Raw genomic sequence first — 15,911 nt, 5'->3', positions numbered from 1 at the left:
ATCCTCACTCCGCCGCCAGCCGCGGCGGCGCCGGCTTCGACATCGCCTCGGCCGTCGCGATCGCGGGGGCCGCGTGCTCGTCGATCGGCTCCCAGTTGCTCTCGTCCTCGGCCTTGCTGAAGAAGCGGCCGAAGAGCCAGCCCGTCGCCCGCGAGAGATCGTCCATCACCATGTAGAAGGATGGCACGAAGACGAGCGACAGCACCGTCGAGACGAGGAGGCCGCCGATGACCGCGATCGCCATCGGCGCGCGAAACTCGCCGCCGTCGCCGACGCCATAGGCCGAGGGCAGCATGCCCGCAGCCATGGCGATGGTGGTCATCAGGATCGGCCGCGCGCGCTTGCGCCCGGCCTCGATCAGCGCCGTCAGCCGATCCTTTCCGCGCCCAACCTCCTCGACCGCGAAATCGACCAGCATGATCGCGTTCTTGGTGACGATGCCCATCAGCATGAGCAGGCCGATATAGACCGGCATCGACACGGCATTGCCGGTCGCCAGCAGCGCGATCACGACGCCGCCGAAGGAGAGCGGCAGCGAGAGCAGGATCGTGATCGGCTGGAAGACCGACCCGAACAGCAGGATCAGCACGGCCAGCACCAGCATCAGCCCGGTCGTCATCGCCGTGATGAAGCCTTCGACGACCTCGCCCTGGATCTCGGCATCGCCGGTTGCGGCGATCCAGACGCCGGACGGCAGGCCGACCTCCTTGACGATCTGCTGGAACTTCTCCTGCGCCGTGCCGAGTTCGAAGCCGCGCTTGAGATCGGCGCCGATCTGTGCCCGGCGGACCCGATCGTAGCGGTCGATCGAGCTCGGCCCCTCGCCGAAGCCGATATCGGCGACGGCGGTGAGCGGAATCGAGACGCCGCTCGTGTTGGTCACGCGCAGCGCGGCGATGTTGCGGATATCGGTGCGGGCATCCTCTTCGAGCTGCACGCGGATCGGCACCAGCCGGTCGCCGGCGTTGAACTTGGCGAGATTGGCGCCGACATCGCCGATCGTCGCGACGCGCACGGCTTCCGAGATCGCTTCGGGCGTGACGCCGAGATTGGCGGCCTCCTCCAGCTTCGGCGTGACGCGCAGCTCCGGGCGGCTCAGCGAGCCGGCGGTGGCGACGTTGAGATAGCCGTCGACCTGGCGCATCCGCGCCTCGATCTTGGCGACGGCGGCATCGAGCGCATCGCCATCCTTCGACATGATCGAGAAGGCCATCTCGCGTTCGCCGCGCTCATTGACGTACCAGGCGCGCACGTCCGGCACGCTGGCGAGCTTCTCGGCGATCGTGACTTTCAGCTCCTTCTGCCTGATGTCGCGCTCGGCCTTGGGCTTGAGCAGGATAAAAACGGCGGCGCGGCGGACCTCGCGCTGGCCGGTCGGCGATGCCCCGCCCAGCACGAAGACGTTGGTGACCTCGGGAATCGCCTTCAGCGCGTCGACGAGATGGTCGGTGGTGACGCGCGTATCCTCGAGCGTCGAGCCGGGCGGCAGCTCGACCGAGGCCACGACGCGGGAGGTGTCCTCGTCTGGGATGAAGCCGGTCGGCAGCAATTGCGTCGCCTGGATCGAGCCGACGAGGAAGAGGAAGCCGACCACCAGCGTCGCATAGGCGGTGTTGAACGGCATGGTCCGCCAGTGCCCCGAGCCGTCGAAGCGCGGGAAGAACGGGATGCGCCGCTTCTTCAGCGTGCCGTTCAGTAGGCCGACATAGGCCCGCATGATCCACCCGTCCTTCGGATCGGCATGCTTCACGGGGCGCATCAGATAGGCGGCCATCATCGGCGTGATCAATCGCGCGACGAGCAGCGAGAACAGCACCGCAACCGCCACGGTCAGGCCGAACTGACGGAAATACTGCCCGGCAACGCCGCCCATGAACGAGACCGGCGCGAAGATCGCGACGATGGTAAGCGTGATCGCGATGACGGCGAGACCGATCTCGTCGGCCGCCTCCATCGCGGCACGATAGGGCGATTTGCCCATCTTCATGTGCCGGACGATGTTCTCGATCTCGACGATGGCGTCGTCGACGAGGATGCCAGTCACCAGCGTGATGCCGAGCAGGCTGACGAGGTTGAGCGAGAAGCCCATCAGTTCCATCGCCCAGAAGGTGGGGATGGCCGAAAGCGGCAGGGCGATCGCCGTGATCAGCGTCGCGCGCCAATTGCGCAGGAAAAGGAAGACGACGACGACGGCGAGCGCGGCACCCTCGATCAGCGTCTCCATCGCCGCCTTGTAGTTGCCGTGCGTATAGGCGACGGCATCGTCGATCGGGGTGATCTTGATGTCGGGGAAGCGCTTGTTCAGCTCCGCCACCCGCTGCGCGACGACATCCTTGACGGAGAGTTCGCTCGAGCCCTTCGAGCGGAACACCGCGAAGGTCACGACCGGGCTCTTGTTCAGCCGGCCGAAGGCGCGCGGCTCGGAATTCGAATCCTCGACGCGGCCGAGCTCCTTGAGGCGCACCTCGCGCCCGCCGGTCAGCGTGATCTTGGTCTCGGCGAGCTCGGCGACCGTGCGCGCGCCCGCCAGCGTGCGGATCGCCTGCTCCTGCCCGCCGACCTCGCCGCGCCCGCCGGCCAGATCGACATTGGTGGCGCGGATCTGGCGGTTGACCTCACCCGCGGTGATGCCGAGCGCCAGCAGCCGGTCGGGATCGAGCGAGATGCGGATCTCGCGGTCGACGCCGCCATAGCGCTCGACGCGCCCGACACCCTTGAGGCCCTGCAGCTCGCGCGCCACGACATCGTCGACATGCCAGGAAATCTGCTCCAGCGTCATCCCGGCCGAGGCCGCGCCATAGGTCAGGATCGACTGGCCCTCGACGTCGATGCGCTGGATGATCGGCTCGTCGATCGTCCGCGGCAGATCGGCCCGGATCTTGGCGATCGCGTCCTTGACGTCGTTGACGGCCCGGTCCGTGTTGGTCTCGAGCCGGAACTCGATGATGGTCTGCGACTGCCCGTCGGTCAGCGTCGACATCACATGCTTCACGCCCGTGATGTTCGCGACCGAATCCTCGACGCGCTTGCTGACCTGACTTTCGAGCTCGGCCGGTGCGGCGCCCGATTGCGTCACGGTGACGGAAACCAGCGGCACGTCGATGTTCGGGAAGCGCGTGACCGGCAACTTCGAGAAGGAGAGCAGCCCGAGCACGCAGAGCACGACGAAGAGCAGGATCGCCGGAACCGGCTTTCGGATCGACCAGGCGGAGAAATTCACATTCATGGCCGAATCCGTCAGTTGGTCGCGACAGGCGTGACGAGATCGCCGTCGCGCACGAAGGTGCCGGCGCGAGCCACCACGGTCTCCCCCTCCGCGAGTCCGGTCGCGATCTCGGCCCGTCCACCGCCGGCCAGGCCGATCGTCACCGGCTTGGTCGTGACCTTGCCGCCCTTGACGGTCTGCACGGTCGCGCCCGAGCGGCTGTAGGTGATCGCCGAAAGCGGCAGGGTCACGGCCCGCTTGCGGCCTGTCTCGATGATGCCGCGGGCGAAGCTGCCGAGCGACACGGGCGGGTTGCCGTTGAGCGCGACGCGGACGCGGCCGAGGCGCGAGGCCTTGTCGACCTCAGGCGAGATCAGCCGGATCGTGCCCGCGAGCGCGTCCCTGGCCCCCGCGGGCAAGACGGAGACGCCCTGACCGACCCTCAATCCCGGCAGCTCGACCTCGGCGACCTGCGCTTCCAGCTCGACCGCCCCGTCGGCAATGATCCGGAAAAGCGGCTCGGCTCCGGCGCCCATGCCGGCCGTGGCGCCGAGACGCGCGGTGCGGCGGCTGACGATGCCTGCATGCGGCGCCTTGATATCGGTCCGCGCGAGCTTGACGGTGATGTCCTTGCCCTGCGCCTGAGCGAGCGCCAGATCGGCCGTGGCGATGGCGAGCGCCTGCCGGGCCGAGTTCGCCCGCGCCTGACCCGAGCGCGCGGCGGCCGCACGTTGGTCGAACGTCTCGATGCTGGCATTGCCGGTGTCGCGCAGCGCCTTGGTCCGGTCGAAGGCGTTGTTGGCCTGGACGAGATTGGCGTCGGCCTCGGCGATCTGGGCATTAGCCTGAGCGACCAATGCTTCCGCGCGGGCGATCTGCGCGTCGTTCTGCACCTTCTGAACGTCGAGCGTCACGCGGTTCAGCCGCGCCAGCACCTGCCCTTGCGCGACCTTGTCGCCCTCCTCGGCCAGAAGCTCGACGATCGACAGCCCGTCGACCTCCGGTGCCACCAGGATCTCGTCGCGCGCGACCATCGAGCCCGAGACGACCACGCTCTGGACGATCTCGGTCATCTGCGCCTGCGTCACGGTGACGGACGGCCCGGCAGCAGCCGCGGCCGGGGCCGGCGTCTGCGCGACGAGCGGCAACGGGATCGCCAGGAGAGCCGCTGCCAGCGCCATCGGGGCGACCAAGCGAGAAACGGTCATGCGAACGGGCATCGGGTGTGGTCCTGTTGCGGCCTTGAAGCCGGAGGAAAAGGCGAGAAGCCCGGCGGGTGCAGACATCATGGCTGCACGTCCGCTTCGGGCAGGAGCATGGTCTGCGCGAGCTGGCGCATGCTGGCGAAAAGCGTGTCGGCGGCAGTTGCCTCGTCGAAGGCCGGATCCATCCCGCGCCGACAGAAGAAGCCATCGGCCATCATCGAGACCGCCAGCAGGAAGCGGTGTTCGTCGAGCCGCGGCGGCAGCTCGCCGTTGCGCTTGGCCTCGCCGATCGCCGCCGCAAGCCCTTGGGCCACCGTGCCTTCGATATCCGCACACATGCGCGCCATCTCCGGGTTGCGCGCCGCCTCTGCCCATATCTGCAAGGCGATGACCGCCTTCTCGCGCGGTTGGCGGACGAGATGCTTGCGGCCGAGCTCCTCAAGCTGATCGAGCAGCGCGCCGTTGTCGGGGCAGAGCTCGCCGAAATCGGCCGCGATCAGGGAACGGTCGCGCTCGGCCATGCCGGCGATGATGGCGTCCTTGGAGCTGAAATAGCGATAGAGATTGCCAGGGCTCATGCCCGCCTCGGCCGCGACATCCTGCATCGTCGCCGCGTGGAACCCGGCGCGCGCGAAGACGCGCTCCGCCGCGTCGAGGATGCGGATATGCCGCTCCGACAGGGCGGGATCGGGCTGCGACGTGGAAACCAGAGGTGGCATCAGAACTCGGAAAATGAGAATGAACGTTCATTCTCATCTCAGAAAGCGGAAACGCGGTCAAGCGATTTGCCATCGGGGGTTGCGATGCCGCCGGGCATACCGCCCGAAGCTTGCCGGATCATTGCAGCGATCCCGGCGCACAAATTGCTTGCGTCGTCCCGTGTGGAACCTCATGTTTAGGGGCGATCTGGCATGGCTTTGCGCGCATCTACCCCGTCCGCCGAAGCGCGAGCGACCTTGAAGTCCGTGATGAACGACCACGCCTTCCCTTTCCGCGCGGCCCGCAGAACCCGCTCGCCGCTATCCACCCGGCCCGTCCGCCCCGTCCCGAAACCGGTCCTGATCGTGCTGCATCAGGAGCATTCGACCGCCGGCCGCGTCGGCCGGCTGCTGCAGGCGCGCGGCCACGCTCTCGACATCCGCAAGCCGCGCTTCGGCGATCCGCTGCCGCAGACGATGCGCGATCACGCCGGCGCCGTGATCTTCGGCGGCCCGATGGGCGCCAACGATCCCGAGGACTTCGTCAAGGCCGAGATCGACTGGATCGGCACCTGCCTGAGGGAGGATGCACCGTTCCTCGGCATCTGCCTGGGCGCGCAGATGCTGGCGAAGCATATGGGCGCGCGCGTCTACACCCATGGCGAGGGCCGCGCCGAGGTCGGTTATTATCCCCTCGCCATCACCGAGGCCGGCGCCGCCCATGCCGGCATGGCGGGATTCGCCTGGCCGGGCACCGTCTATCAATGGCATCGAGACGGCTTCGACTGCCCGAATGGCGCCGAATGCCTCGCCACGGGCGGGGATTTTCCGGTGCAGGCCATTCGCGCGGGATCGAAGGCCTACGGCATCCAGTTCCATCCCGAGGTCACACCAGCAATGATGCATCGCTGGTCGGTGCGCGGCTATGAGCGCACGCTGATGCCCGGCGCCCAGCTCGGCCACACCCATGTTCCCGGCTGGTTCCAGCACGATCCGGCGATCCGGCTCTGGCTCGACGCCTTCCTCGACCACTGGCTGAAGGAACCGGCCGAAGCCGGAACGACATCCGCGTGACCAAATCAGCACTCGTCCTCGGCGCCGGCATGGTCGGCGTCTCCTGCGCGCTCGCGCTGCAGAAGCGCGGCATCGCCGTCACCCTGATCGACCGCCGGGAGCCCGGCCGCGAAACCTCCTACGGCAATGCCGGGGTGCTGGCACTCTCCTCGATCGTGCCGCTCAACAATCCCTCGCTCTTCCCCCGGATCCCCGGCTATCTCGGCAACCGCCACCCGGCGCTCAATCTGAGCTGGCGCCGCGCCCTGACCCGGCCCGGCTGGTTGCTGCGCTTCCTCTGGGAAGCCCGACCCTCGCAAGCCGCGGCCCGCATCGCCGCCCTCGAATCCCTGACCGCCTGCACCGTCGAGCGGCATCGCGCCCTGATGACGGAGGCCGGCGTCGCGCATCGCCTGCGCGAGACCGGCACGCTGAAGCTCTGGCGCACCGACGCCGGCCATGCCGCGGCCAAGGCCGAGCATGATTTCCTGAAGAGCCACGGCATCGAATCCCAGATACTCGACCGGCAGGGCATCTCCGCCGTCGAGCCGAACCTGAACCCGATCTTCCCGGCCGGGCTGCTGATCCCCGCCGTCGGCTCGGTCGATTCCCCCGGCGCCGTCACCGCGGCCTATGCCGCTCTCTTCGCTGATCGCGGCGGGCGCATCGAACAGGCCGAGGTCACGGACCTCGCCCGCCAGGGCACCGGCTGGCGCGCGAGCACCGCGACGGGCGCCTTTGACGCCGACATCGCCGTGGTCGCACTGGGTCCCTGGAGCGGCGACCTGCTGAAGCCCCTCGGCCTCGACCCGAAGCTCGATGTCGAGCGCGGCTATCATCGCCACCTGAAGGCCCGGGCCGGCGCCCGCCTGTCGCGGCCGGTCTATGACGCCGACGCCGCCTATTACATGGCGCCGATGGAGCAGGGTTACCGCGTCACCAGCGGCGTCGATCTCAGCGATCGCGACGCACCCGACGACCACCGCCAGATCGATGGCGTCACCAAGGCCGCCCACGAAGCCTTCCCGTTCGACGGCGTGATCGGCGAAACCTGGCGCGGCGCACGGCCGACCCTGCCGGATTCACTGCCGATGATCGGCGAAGCGCCTGGTAATCCCGGCCTCTGGCTCGCCTTCGGCAACCAGCATATCGGCTTCTCGACGGGGCCGATCACGGGAGAGATGATCGCGGCGATGATTTGCGGCGAGACGCCGCCGGCCGATCCGAAGCCGTTTCGTCCAGGGCGCTATATCGGCTGAAAGCCGTCCCGCCTGCCGTCATGGTCGGGCTTGACCCGACCATCTCTGGCCGAATGGGGCTCCAGCGCTTTCCTTCACGAGATTCTCGGGTCTGCGCTTCGCTCCGCCCGAGAATGACGCCCTGACCGAGCCGAGCGCGCTGGCGTGAGTCGGCTGGCGTGATGGCCGAGAACCGGAGCGGAGCGTACATCAGTACGTGAGCACCGGAAGCGCCGGCCGTCGCGTCAGACGGCCGCGCCAGTAGCATTCGCGCCGTCTCAGACCTGCCGCGCGACCATCATCTTCTTGACCTCCGCGATCGCCTTGGCCGGGTTCAGCCCCTTCGGGCAGGCATTCGCGCAGTTCATGATGGTGTGGCAGCGATAGAGCCGGAAGGGGTCTTCCAGATTGTCGAGGCGGTCGCCGGTCGCCTCGTCGCGCGAGTCGATCAGCCAGCGATAGGCCTGCAGCAGCGCGGCCGGGCCGAGATAGCGGTCGCCGTTCCACCAGTAGCTCGGGCAGGAGGTCGAGCAGCAGGCGCAGAGGATGCACTCGTAGAGGCCGTCGAGCTTCTCGCGGTCGTCCTTGGCCTGGCGCCACTCCTTCTCGGGCGCCGGCGTCGTGGTCTGCAGCCAGGGCTCGATCGAGGCGTGCTGGGCGTAGAAGCGGGTCAGGTCCGGCACGAGGTCCTTGACCACCGGCATATGCGGCAGCGGGTAGATCGCGACCCGGCCCGCATTCTTGCCGGTGCCGCCGCACTCGTCGATGCCGGTGGTGCAGGCGAGCCCGTTCTTGCCGTCCAGGTTCATGGCGCAGGAACCGCAGATGCCCTCGCGGCAGGAGCGGCGGAAGGTCAGGGTCGGGTCGACCTTGTTCTTGATCCAGATCAGCGCGTCCAGCACCATCGGCCCGCAATCGTCGCGGTCGACATAATAGGTGTCGGTGCGCGGATTGGCGGTGTCGTCCGGGTTCCAGCGATAGATCTTGAACTCGGTGACGTGCTTGGCATTGGCCGGCTTCGGCCACGCCTTGCCCTCGGTCAGACGGGAGTTCTTCGGGAGATTGAATTCAGCCATCGGAAGAGTCCCTCAGTACACCCGCGCCTTGGGCTTGATGTACTCGATGTCGTTGGACATCGTGTAAGTGTGCACCGGCCGGTCATCGAGCGTGACCGAACGCTTTTCGTCGTCGATCCAGGCCAGGGTGTGCTTCATCCAGTCCTTGTCGTCGCGGTTCGGATAATCCTCGCGGGCATGCGCGCCGCGGCTTTCCGGGCGGTTCAGCGCCGAATCCATGGTGACGACCGCCTGGGTGATCAGGTTGTCGAACTCCAGCGTCTCGATGAGATCGGAGTTCCAGATCAGCGAGCGGTCCTTGGTGCCGATGTCGGTGATGCCGCCCCAGACCTCGTGGATGAGCTTGTGGCCCTCTTCCAGCGTCTCGCCGGTGCGGTAGACGGCGCAGTTATCCTGCATCGTCCGCTGCATCCGGTCGCGCAGATCGGCCGTCGGCGTGCCGCCCGACGCGTTGCGGTACTTATCGAGGCGGGTCAGCGCGAGATCGGCCGAATTCTTCGGCAGCTCCGGCTGCTTCTCGCCGGCCGTGACCGTCTCGGCGCAGCGCAGGCCAGCCGCGCGGCCGAAGACGACGAGGTCGATCAGCGAGTTGGAGCCGAGGCGGTTGGCGCCGTGCACGGAGACGCAGGCCGCCTCGCCGATGGCCATCAGGCCGGGCACCACCGTATCCGGATCACCGCCGACCTTGGTCAGCACCTCGCCGTGGAAGTTCGTCGGGATGCCACCCATGTTGTAGTGCACCGTCGGCAGCACCGGGATCGGCTCGCGCGTCACGTCGACACCGGCGAAGATCTTGGCGCTCTCGGAGATGCCCGGCAGGCGCTCGTGCAGGATCTTCGGGTCGAGATGGTCGAGGTGCAGATAGATGTGGTCCTTGTTCTTGCCGACGCCGCGACCGGCCCGGATCTCCATCGTCATCGAGCGCGAGACGACGTCGCGCGAGGCGAGGTCCTTGGCCGAGGGCGCATAGCGCTCCATGAAGCGCTCGCCCTCGGAGTTGGTGAGGTAGCCGCCCTCGCCGCGCGCGCCCTCGGTGATCAGGCAGCCCGAGCCGTAGATGCCGGTCGGGTGGAACTGCACGAACTCCATGTCCTGCATCGGCAGGCCGGCGCGCAGCACCATGCCGCCGCCGTCGCCGGTGCAGGTATGGGCCGAGGTCGCCGAGAAATAGGCGCGGCCATAGCCGCCGGTCGCCAGGATCGTCTGCTGCGAGCGGAAGCGGTGCAGCGTGCCATCATCGAGCTTGAGCGCGATCACGCCGCGGCAATGGCCGTCTTCGTCCATGATCAGGTCGATGGCGAAGTATTCGATGAAGAACTCGGTATTGTAGCGCAGCGCCTGGCCATAGAGCGTGTGAAGCATGGCGTGGCCGGTGCGGTCGGCCGCGGCGCAGGTGCGCTGGGCCGGCGGGCCCTCGCCGAACTCGGTGGTCATGCCGCCGAAGGGGCGCTGGTAGATCCTGCCGTCCTCGGTGCGCGAGAAGGGTACGCCCCAGTGCTCGAGCTCGTAGACGGCGGCCGGCGCGTTGCGCACGAGATATTCGATGGCGTCCTGGTCGCCGAGCCAGTCCGACCCCTTCACGGTGTCGAACATGTGCCACTGCCAGGTGTCCTTGCCCATGTTGCCGAGCGAGGCCGCGACGCCGCCCTGCGCCGCGACGGTGTGCGAGCGGGTCGGGAACACCTTGGTGATGCAGGCGGTGCGCAGGCCGGCCTGCGAGCAGCCGACCGTGGCGCGAAGGCCGGCGCCGCCGGCGCCGACGACGACGACGTCGAAGGTGTGATCGGTGATCGGATAGGCAGCGCCGGCATAGGCCGGGACCGGGCGGGACTTGGTGATCGCCATCGGATCAGCCTCCAAAAGACAGCTTCAGCACCGCGTAGACGCTGGCCGCGCCGATCGCGAGGGCGAAGAAGGTGTTGCCCATCACGGCGAGGATCTTGAGACCTTCGTTCGTGATGTAATCCTCGATGATGACCTGCATGCCCAACCGCATATGGACGCAGGCCGAGAGGATGAAGAGCAGCATCAGGATCGCGACGAGCGGATGCGACAGCAGCGCCACCGCCGCCGGGTAGGGACGGCCGACCAGCGCGATGACGATTCCGATGAAGATGACCGTCAGGATGACGTTGGCGACCGCGGTGACGCGCTGCAGCCAGAAATGCCCGGTGCCCGACTTCGCCGAACCGAGGCCGCGGACACGGCCGAGCGGGGTGCGCATGGAGGAGTTGGATTGCATGGTTTCAGCTCCTCAGCGCAGGACGAGGGCGACGATCCAGACCAGGACCGTCAGACTCGCCGAGGCGACGAGGGAGAACTTCGCCATGTTCATCCGCGTCTGCGGGTCATAGCCATGGCCCATGTCCCAGACGAAATGCCTGAGACCGCCGACCATGTGGTGGATCAGCGAGAAGCTGTAGAGGAACAGCACCAGACGGCCGAGGAGCGAGCCGGCGATCCACTGCGCCGTGTCGAAAGCGGCGGGACCCGAGGCGGCAGCGACCAGCCAGGCGGCGATCAGCACCGTGCCGAGATAGAGCCCCGTGCCGGTGACGCGATGGGCGACGGACATCGCCATCGTCCAGGACCAGCGGTAGATCTGCAGATGCGGCGAAAGCGGGCGAGCCGCGGGCTTGACCTCGGCCAATATCATTCTCCGATCAAGCGGCCCGCCGGAAGGCGGACCCATTTGGGATCATTCTAGAGTGGTTGGTTCTGTAGCGAAACCGCCCCTGCGCTGCAATGCGGCATGCACGGAACGAAGTTACAGATTCTGAAATTCGTCATTTTGTTACGAAAACCTTAGCGCGGCAGCAGCGCCCAATAGTCGAAATCGAGGATCACGCTCGGGTCGTATTGATCGCCGAACTTCAGCGGAAAGCCGCTGCAGGGCTGGTTCCTGGTCGCGACGAGCCGGAGCCGGAGCGCGCCGACATCGCCGCGTCCGGGCAGCTCTGCGCTCGCCAGCACCTCGCTCCAGGCATAGACCGTATCACCCGCGAAGAGCGGCGCGACATGTCGCCCGCCATTGATCGCCGCAATGTGAAAGGCGTTGCCGAGCCCGTTGAACGACAGCGACCGCGCAAGGCTGATGACGTGGCCGCCATAGATCAGCCGCTTGCCGAATCGGCTGCCCTGCGCGGCATGCGCGTCGAAATGGACCCTGGCCGTGTTCTGATAGAGGCGGGTCGCGAGCTGATGCTCGGCTTCCTCGACCGTCATGCCGTCGACATGGTCGATCCGCTCGCCCGGCGTATAATCTCCCCAGCGGAACGCCGAGCCGGCCAACGCATCGTCATAGGCCGCAAGCTCGATCGCCGGGCAGCCTTCGCCGAGCTGCTCCGGCAGGACGCCCTTGGCCAGTTCCGGCACCTGCTCGGCATGGGCCGGCGTACCGGGGATGCGCTTGCGGACCAGCACCCAGCGCGCATAGCTCAGCACGATCTCGCCATGCTGGTTGCGGCCGATGGACCTGACATAGACGATGCCGGCATCGCCCGACGACGCCTGCTTGAGCCCGATGACCTCCGAGGTCGTCGAGAGCGTGTCGCCAGGGAAGACCGGCTTCAGGAAGCGGCCATCGGCATAGCCGAGATTGGCCACGGCATTTAGCGAAATATCCGGCACGGTCTTGCCGAAGACGATGTGAAAAACCAGCAGATCGTCGACCGGTGCGGCGGGATAGCCGACCGCCCTGGCGAAGGCATCCGACGACTGCACGGCGAAGCGCGGGCCGTAGAGGGCGGTATAGAGCGCGACGTCGCCGGCCGTTACGGTTCGCGGCGTCGCATGCACGATGGCGTCGCCGAGATGAAAATCCTCGAAGAAGCGGCCCGGATTCGTCTTGCTCGTGCTGATCGACATGAGGGCCATCCATCCGGCTTCGCTGGGGCGAGCATGCGCAGCCGCGCGCGATATCGTCCAGCCCCGACGGCAGCGACCAAGGGGCGGAGGATCAGCCGACGATGGCCGCGAGCTTGCCCAGATCGACATTGGCGCCGCAGACCAGCACGCCGAGCCGCTCGCCTTGCGCCGGCTTGTAGGCGCCGCAGAGAAGCGCGCCCAGCGCCGCGGCCCCGCCCGGCTCCACCGCCAGGCGGAAATCGCGCCAGAGCACGCCCTGCGCCTCGGTAATCGCGGAATCCGGAACCAGCACGACGTGATCCACGCTGTCCTTCGTCGCATCGAAGACGAGTTGGCCGACATTGCGGGCGCCCAGCGAATCAGCCGCGACCGATGCGACCTTGACCTCGACCGGCCCCTTAGCCTCGAAGGCCGCCTGCAGCGCGCGCGAGCCCTCTGGCTCGACGCCGACGACCTTCACCTTGCTGCCGGCAAACCAGCTGGCGATGCCCGAGATCAGGCCGCCGCCGCCGACCGCGACGAGCACGGTATCGAGATCGGGCTCCTGCAAATCCCACTCGCGACCCAGCGTTCCCTGTCCGGCGATGGTCTCCAAAGCCGCGAAGGGATGGATCTTGAGCGCGCCGGTCTCGGCGACGAAGCGATCGCAGGCCGCCTGGGCGTCATCATATTGGGCGCCGCCGACGACGACTTCGGCGCCGAAGCGCTTGATCGCCTCGATCTTCGCGGCCGGCGAGATCTCCGGCACGAAGATCGTCGCCTTCACGCCGCGTGCCCGCGCCGCATAGGCTACCGCAGCACCATGGTTGCCGCCCGAGGCCGCCGCCACGCCGGCAGCCGGAATCGGCAACGAGAGCAGGTTGTTGAAGGCGCCGCGCGTCTTGAACGAGCCCGCATGCTGCAGGCATTCGAGCTTGAGCGAAATGTCCCCCACCGAGCCGAAGGCGCCTGCCCCGAGCCGCATCACCGGCGTGATCCGGGCATGACCGGCGATGCGCCCGGCCGCTTCCTCGATCATCGGACGGGAGACGGGCGAGGCGCTCATGACGGTATCCTGTAGGGGCTGGCGCGGGGACGAAAACGTCCAGATCGCGATGGGCAGCCCGTGGCTATCGCGTCCCGGCGGATCGGGGAAGGGCTTCCCGCGCCCGGCAGCAATGTGCCGGGCGACGACCAGGGCCGCCAGCGCGTCGAGCAGATCGTCGCACGCCGCACCGCGCGGGGGGCGTGCCGCGGCGGTCTCGGCCGGAATCCCCGCCTCAACCAGCAGACCGCGTCGTTCCGCCAGTCCCGATGGATTGATCACGCCCTTGATCTTCTTGGGGTGGGAGAGTGGCGCGCCCTTCATCGTGCGGAACGCCAGCTCGGGATGGACCTCGAAGACACGCTCGCACAGCGCGGCTTCGGAGCGCAGCAGCCCGTCGATCTCGCGGATCTTCGGGAAGAGGTGAAACCCCTGCTTCGAGACCTTGCGCGGCGGTTCGGAAGCCGCGAGCGCGAGCCTGCAGGCTTCGGCATAGTCCAAGGCGGCCACGGCAGCGCGCGCCGGAATCGCGAAGACGGAGGATTGCCGCTCGCCGAGCAACGGCCGCACCAGCCGCTCCGGCCCGCGACCGGAGCCCTTCACCCGATCCGGCAAGCCGATTGGCATGTCGACCGCCACGATGTCGGGCAGGATTTCGCCCGAGAACAGATCCCCGAAACGAGAAAGGACCCGCACCACCGGGGCGTGGTCCGGCTTCTGCGTATCGGTGAAAGCCGCGATCCAGCCGCCACGGCAGCCATCGACGCCTGCCACCCACGCCATCCCTGTTCTCCTCCGCCTTTCGCAGCGCTGGCATTGCATCTGCGTTGCTCTACTGTGCAGCGCAGCACAAGCCGGCCGTGTCAGGAGAGACAATGACGACGATCCGCCCCCGCCGCAGCGCCCTCTATATGCCAGGCTCGAACGCGCGTGCGCTCGAAAAGGCGCGCGACATCGCGGCCGACGTCCTGATTCTCGATCTGGAGGACGCCGTCGCTCCAGATGCCAAGGCCGCTGCGCGCGAGCAGGTCTGTGCCGCGGTGAAGGCCGGCGGCTATGGCCGGCGCGAGCTGGTGATACGCGTCAACGGCGTCGGGACGCCCTGGTTCGCCGATGATCTCGCAGCCGCCACGGAAGCGAAGCCCGATGCGATCCTGATCCCCAAGGTTTCCGCGCCCGAGACCCTGGGGGAGATCGGGGCACAGCTGACCGGCCTATGGGCCGACCCCGCGATCGCGATCTGGGCGATGATCGAGACGCCGCTCGCCATCCTCGATGTCGAGCGCATCGCACGCGCCGCAAGCGATCCGGCGACGCGCCTGTCCTGCTTCGTGATGGGCACGAACGATCTCGCAAAGGAGACACGTGCCCGCTTCGTGCCGGGCCGGGCGCCGATGCTACCTTGGCTGACGAGCGCCCTGCTGGCCGCCCGCGCCCATGGCATCGACATCCTCGATGGCGTCTACAACGACATCAAGGACGAGGCTGGCTTCCGGGCCGAATGCGAGCAGGGGCGCGACCTCGGCTTCGACGGCAGGACGCTGATCCACCCGTCGCAGGTCGACGTCGCCAACGCGGTCTTCGCGCCCGACGAGACGGAGCTGGCGCGGGCGCGAGCCGTCATCGCCGCCTTCGACCTGCCGGATAACGCCGGAAAGGGCGCGATCCAGCTCGACGGCCGCATGGTCGAGCTGCTTCATGCCGAGATCGCGCGCCGGACGGTGGCGCTGGCCGAGGCGATCGCGGCCTGACCACCTGCGTCATTCTCGGGCCGCGCCTTGCGCGGACCCGAGAATCTCATGACGAGAAGGCGCTGGTCTCCGAGATGCTCGGGACAAGCCCGAGCATGACGCTTCCCGCAGCCCGGCTCAGGCCTTCGCAGCGTTGGCCCGCTCGATCGCCTCGACGATCAGCTTCTTGGCCATGACGGCATCGCCCCAGCCCTTGAGCTTCACCCATTTGCCGGGCTCGAGATCCTTGTAGTGCTCGAAGAAGTGCTGGATCTGGTCGAGGGTGATCTGCGGCAGATCGGTATAATTGTGGACGTTCTCGTAGCGCTTGGTCAGCTTCGGCACGGGAACGGCGATGATCTTCTCGTCGCCGCCGCCCTCGTCCTCCATCAGCATCACGCCGATCGGCCGGACCGCGATATAGGAGCCCGGCACCAGCGGGCGCGTATTGGCGACGAGCACGTCGCAGGGGTCGCCATCTTCCGACAAGGTATGCGGGATGAAGCCGTAGTTTCCGGGATAGCGCATCGGCGTATAGAGGAAGCGATCGACGAAGAGCGTCCCGGCTTCCTTGTCCATCTCGTACTTGATCGGCTCGCCTCCGATCGCCACTTCGATCAGGACGTTGACTTCGTCAGGCGGATTCTTGCCGATGGAGATGGCGTCGATGCGCATGGGGAACCTGTCGTTGCGAAATTTGCCCGGCCTTATGCAAGTTCGGTGCGAAAAGTCCAACCCCTTACTTGGTTTTCGGTTTCGCAATGATTTGCGCTGCCGGAGTCACGCTGGTATCGGGCGCTGCATGAAATCGACCG

At 67.3% G+C, this 15,911-nt stretch carries 13 protein-coding genes; 3 read left to right on the top strand and 10 right to left on the bottom strand.

The window, feature by feature from the left end; genetic code table 11:
- Positions 1–4: 4 nt before the first annotated feature.
- The 3 genes from AC2FAN_RS14060 to AC2FAN_RS14050 all read right to left on the bottom strand — a co-directional run bounded on the left by AC2FAN_RS14060 (position 5) and on the right by AC2FAN_RS14050 (position 5,129).
- Positions 5–3,226 (bottom strand): efflux RND transporter permease subunit, encoded by a 3,222-nt coding sequence (locus tag AC2FAN_RS14060; RefSeq protein ID WP_485174809.1) that lies wholly within the window; start codon positions 3,224–3,226, stop codon positions 5–7.
- Between the two features lie 11 nt (positions 3,227–3,237).
- Entirely contained in the window at positions 3,238–4,413 is a 1,176-nt protein-coding gene (locus tag AC2FAN_RS14055) for an efflux RND transporter periplasmic adaptor subunit (RefSeq protein ID WP_485174807.1), read from the bottom strand.
- A gap of 77 nt (positions 4,414–4,490) precedes the next feature.
- Positions 4,491–5,129 carry a TetR/AcrR family transcriptional regulator gene (locus AC2FAN_RS14050; protein ID WP_485174805.1) on the bottom strand — a complete coding sequence of 213 codons (639 nt, stop codon included), beginning with the start codon at positions 5,127–5,129 and terminating at the stop codon, positions 4,491–4,493.
- A gap of 249 nt (positions 5,130–5,378) precedes the next feature.
- On the opposite strand from AC2FAN_RS14050, the gene AC2FAN_RS14045 reads away from it, so the two are divergent.
- Both AC2FAN_RS14045 and AC2FAN_RS14040 read left to right on the top strand, forming a co-directional pair.
- Positions 5,379–6,182 carry a glutamine amidotransferase gene (locus tag AC2FAN_RS14045; RefSeq protein WP_485174803.1) on the top strand — a complete coding sequence of 268 codons (804 nt, stop codon included), beginning with the start codon at positions 5,379–5,381 and terminating at the stop codon, positions 6,180–6,182.
- The gene (locus tag AC2FAN_RS14040; RefSeq protein ID WP_485174801.1) at positions 6,179–7,420 is read left to right on the top strand and encodes an NAD(P)/FAD-dependent oxidoreductase; all 1,242 of its coding nucleotides are present in this window, start codon (positions 6,179–6,181) and stop codon (positions 7,418–7,420) included. Before AC2FAN_RS14045 ends, AC2FAN_RS14040 begins: the two co-directional genes overlap by 4 nt.
- Before the next feature lie 257 nt (positions 7,421–7,677).
- Here the strand turns inward: AC2FAN_RS14040 and AC2FAN_RS14035 are convergent, their stop codons facing one another.
- The 6 genes from AC2FAN_RS14035 to AC2FAN_RS14010 form a co-directional block, all read right to left on the bottom strand.
- Positions 7,678–8,475, bottom strand: coding sequence for a succinate dehydrogenase iron-sulfur subunit (locus AC2FAN_RS14035; protein ID WP_265050732.1), 798 nt, complete (start codon positions 8,473–8,475; stop codon positions 7,678–7,680).
- A 12-nt stretch (positions 8,476–8,487) separates the two neighbouring features.
- The gene (sdhA, locus tag AC2FAN_RS14030) at positions 8,488–10,320 is read right to left on the bottom strand and encodes a succinate dehydrogenase flavoprotein subunit (RefSeq protein WP_265050734.1); all 1,833 of its coding nucleotides are present in this window, start codon (positions 10,318–10,320) and stop codon (positions 8,488–8,490) included.
- 4 nt (positions 10,321–10,324) lie between these two features.
- A complete protein-coding gene (gene sdhD / locus AC2FAN_RS14025) occupies positions 10,325–10,717 on the bottom strand; it encodes a succinate dehydrogenase, hydrophobic membrane anchor protein (protein ID WP_265050735.1) in 393 nt (130 codons plus the stop codon).
- Positions 10,718–10,729: 12 nt separating this feature from the next.
- Positions 10,730–11,131, bottom strand: a complete 402-nt coding sequence (gene sdhC, locus AC2FAN_RS14020; protein ID WP_265050736.1) for a succinate dehydrogenase, cytochrome b556 subunit — start codon at positions 11,129–11,131, stop codon at positions 10,730–10,732.
- Between the two features lie 149 nt (positions 11,132–11,280).
- Positions 11,281–12,342 carry a MaoC family dehydratase gene (locus AC2FAN_RS14015; protein WP_485174798.1) on the bottom strand — a complete coding sequence of 354 codons (1,062 nt, stop codon included), beginning with the start codon at positions 12,340–12,342 and terminating at the stop codon, positions 11,281–11,283.
- A gap of 91 nt (positions 12,343–12,433) precedes the next feature.
- Complete coding sequence (locus AC2FAN_RS14010) at positions 12,434–14,149, bottom strand: serine/threonine dehydratase (protein ID WP_485174797.1); 1,716 nt, start codon at positions 14,147–14,149, stop codon at positions 12,434–12,436.
- Between the two features lie 92 nt (positions 14,150–14,241).
- Between AC2FAN_RS14010 and AC2FAN_RS14005 the strand changes: the two genes are divergently transcribed.
- On the top strand, positions 14,242–15,117 hold the full coding sequence (locus AC2FAN_RS14005) for an HpcH/HpaI aldolase/citrate lyase family protein (RefSeq protein WP_485174795.1): 876 nt from the start codon (positions 14,242–14,244) through the stop codon (positions 15,115–15,117).
- Positions 15,118–15,234: 117 nt separating this feature from the next.
- Here AC2FAN_RS14005 and ppa read toward each other — a convergent pair whose 3' ends face one another.
- Entirely contained in the window at positions 15,235–15,771 is a 537-nt protein-coding gene (gene ppa, locus AC2FAN_RS14000; RefSeq protein ID WP_485174793.1) for an inorganic diphosphatase, read from the bottom strand.
- Positions 15,772–15,911 lie beyond the last annotated feature (140 nt).

The organism is Allobosea sp. RIT-PG3_2 (assembly GCF_057321085.1).
Note: the sequence above shows the minus strand (reverse complement) of the source record. Positions and strands in the feature narration are given on the sequence as shown.

What these genes read in the sequence shown, in the direction of transcription:
- AC2FAN_RS14060 (WP_485174809.1), bottom strand. Translation starts at nt 3,226, where the DNA reads ATGAATGTGAATTTCTCCGCCTGGTCGATCCGAAAGCCGGTTCCGGCG.
- AC2FAN_RS14055 (WP_485174807.1), bottom strand. Translation starts at nt 4,413, where the DNA reads ATGACCGTTTCTCGCTTGGTCGCCCCGATGGCGCTGGCAGCGGCTCTC.
- AC2FAN_RS14050 (WP_485174805.1), bottom strand. Translation starts at nt 5,129, where the DNA reads ATGCCACCTCTGGTTTCCACGTCGCAGCCCGATCCCGCCCTGTCGGAG.
- AC2FAN_RS14045 (WP_485174803.1), top strand. Translation starts at nt 5,379, where the DNA reads ATGAACGACCACGCCTTCCCTTTCCGCGCGGCCCGCAGAACCCGCTCG.
- AC2FAN_RS14035 (WP_265050732.1), bottom strand. Translation starts at nt 8,475, where the DNA reads ATGGCTGAATTCAATCTCCCGAAGAACTCCCGTCTGACCGAGGGCAAG.
- sdhA (WP_265050734.1), bottom strand. Translation starts at nt 10,320, where the DNA reads ATGGCGATCACCAAGTCCCGCCCGGTCCCGGCCTATGCCGGCGCTGCC.
- sdhD (WP_265050735.1), bottom strand. Translation starts at nt 10,717, where the DNA reads ATGCAATCCAACTCCTCCATGCGCACCCCGCTCGGCCGTGTCCGCGGC.
- sdhC (WP_265050736.1), bottom strand. Translation starts at nt 11,131, where the DNA reads ATGATATTGGCCGAGGTCAAGCCCGCGGCTCGCCCGCTTTCGCCGCAT.
- AC2FAN_RS14015 (WP_485174798.1), bottom strand. Translation starts at nt 12,342, where the DNA reads ATGTCGATCAGCACGAGCAAGACGAATCCGGGCCGCTTCTTCGAGGAT.
- AC2FAN_RS14010 (WP_485174797.1), bottom strand. Translation starts at nt 14,149, where the DNA reads ATGGCGTGGGTGGCAGGCGTCGATGGCTGCCGTGGCGGCTGGATCGCG.
- AC2FAN_RS14005 (WP_485174795.1), top strand. Translation starts at nt 14,242, where the DNA reads ATGACGACGATCCGCCCCCGCCGCAGCGCCCTCTATATGCCAGGCTCG.
- ppa (WP_485174793.1), bottom strand. Translation starts at nt 15,771, where the DNA reads ATGCGCATCGACGCCATCTCCATCGGCAAGAATCCGCCTGACGAAGTC.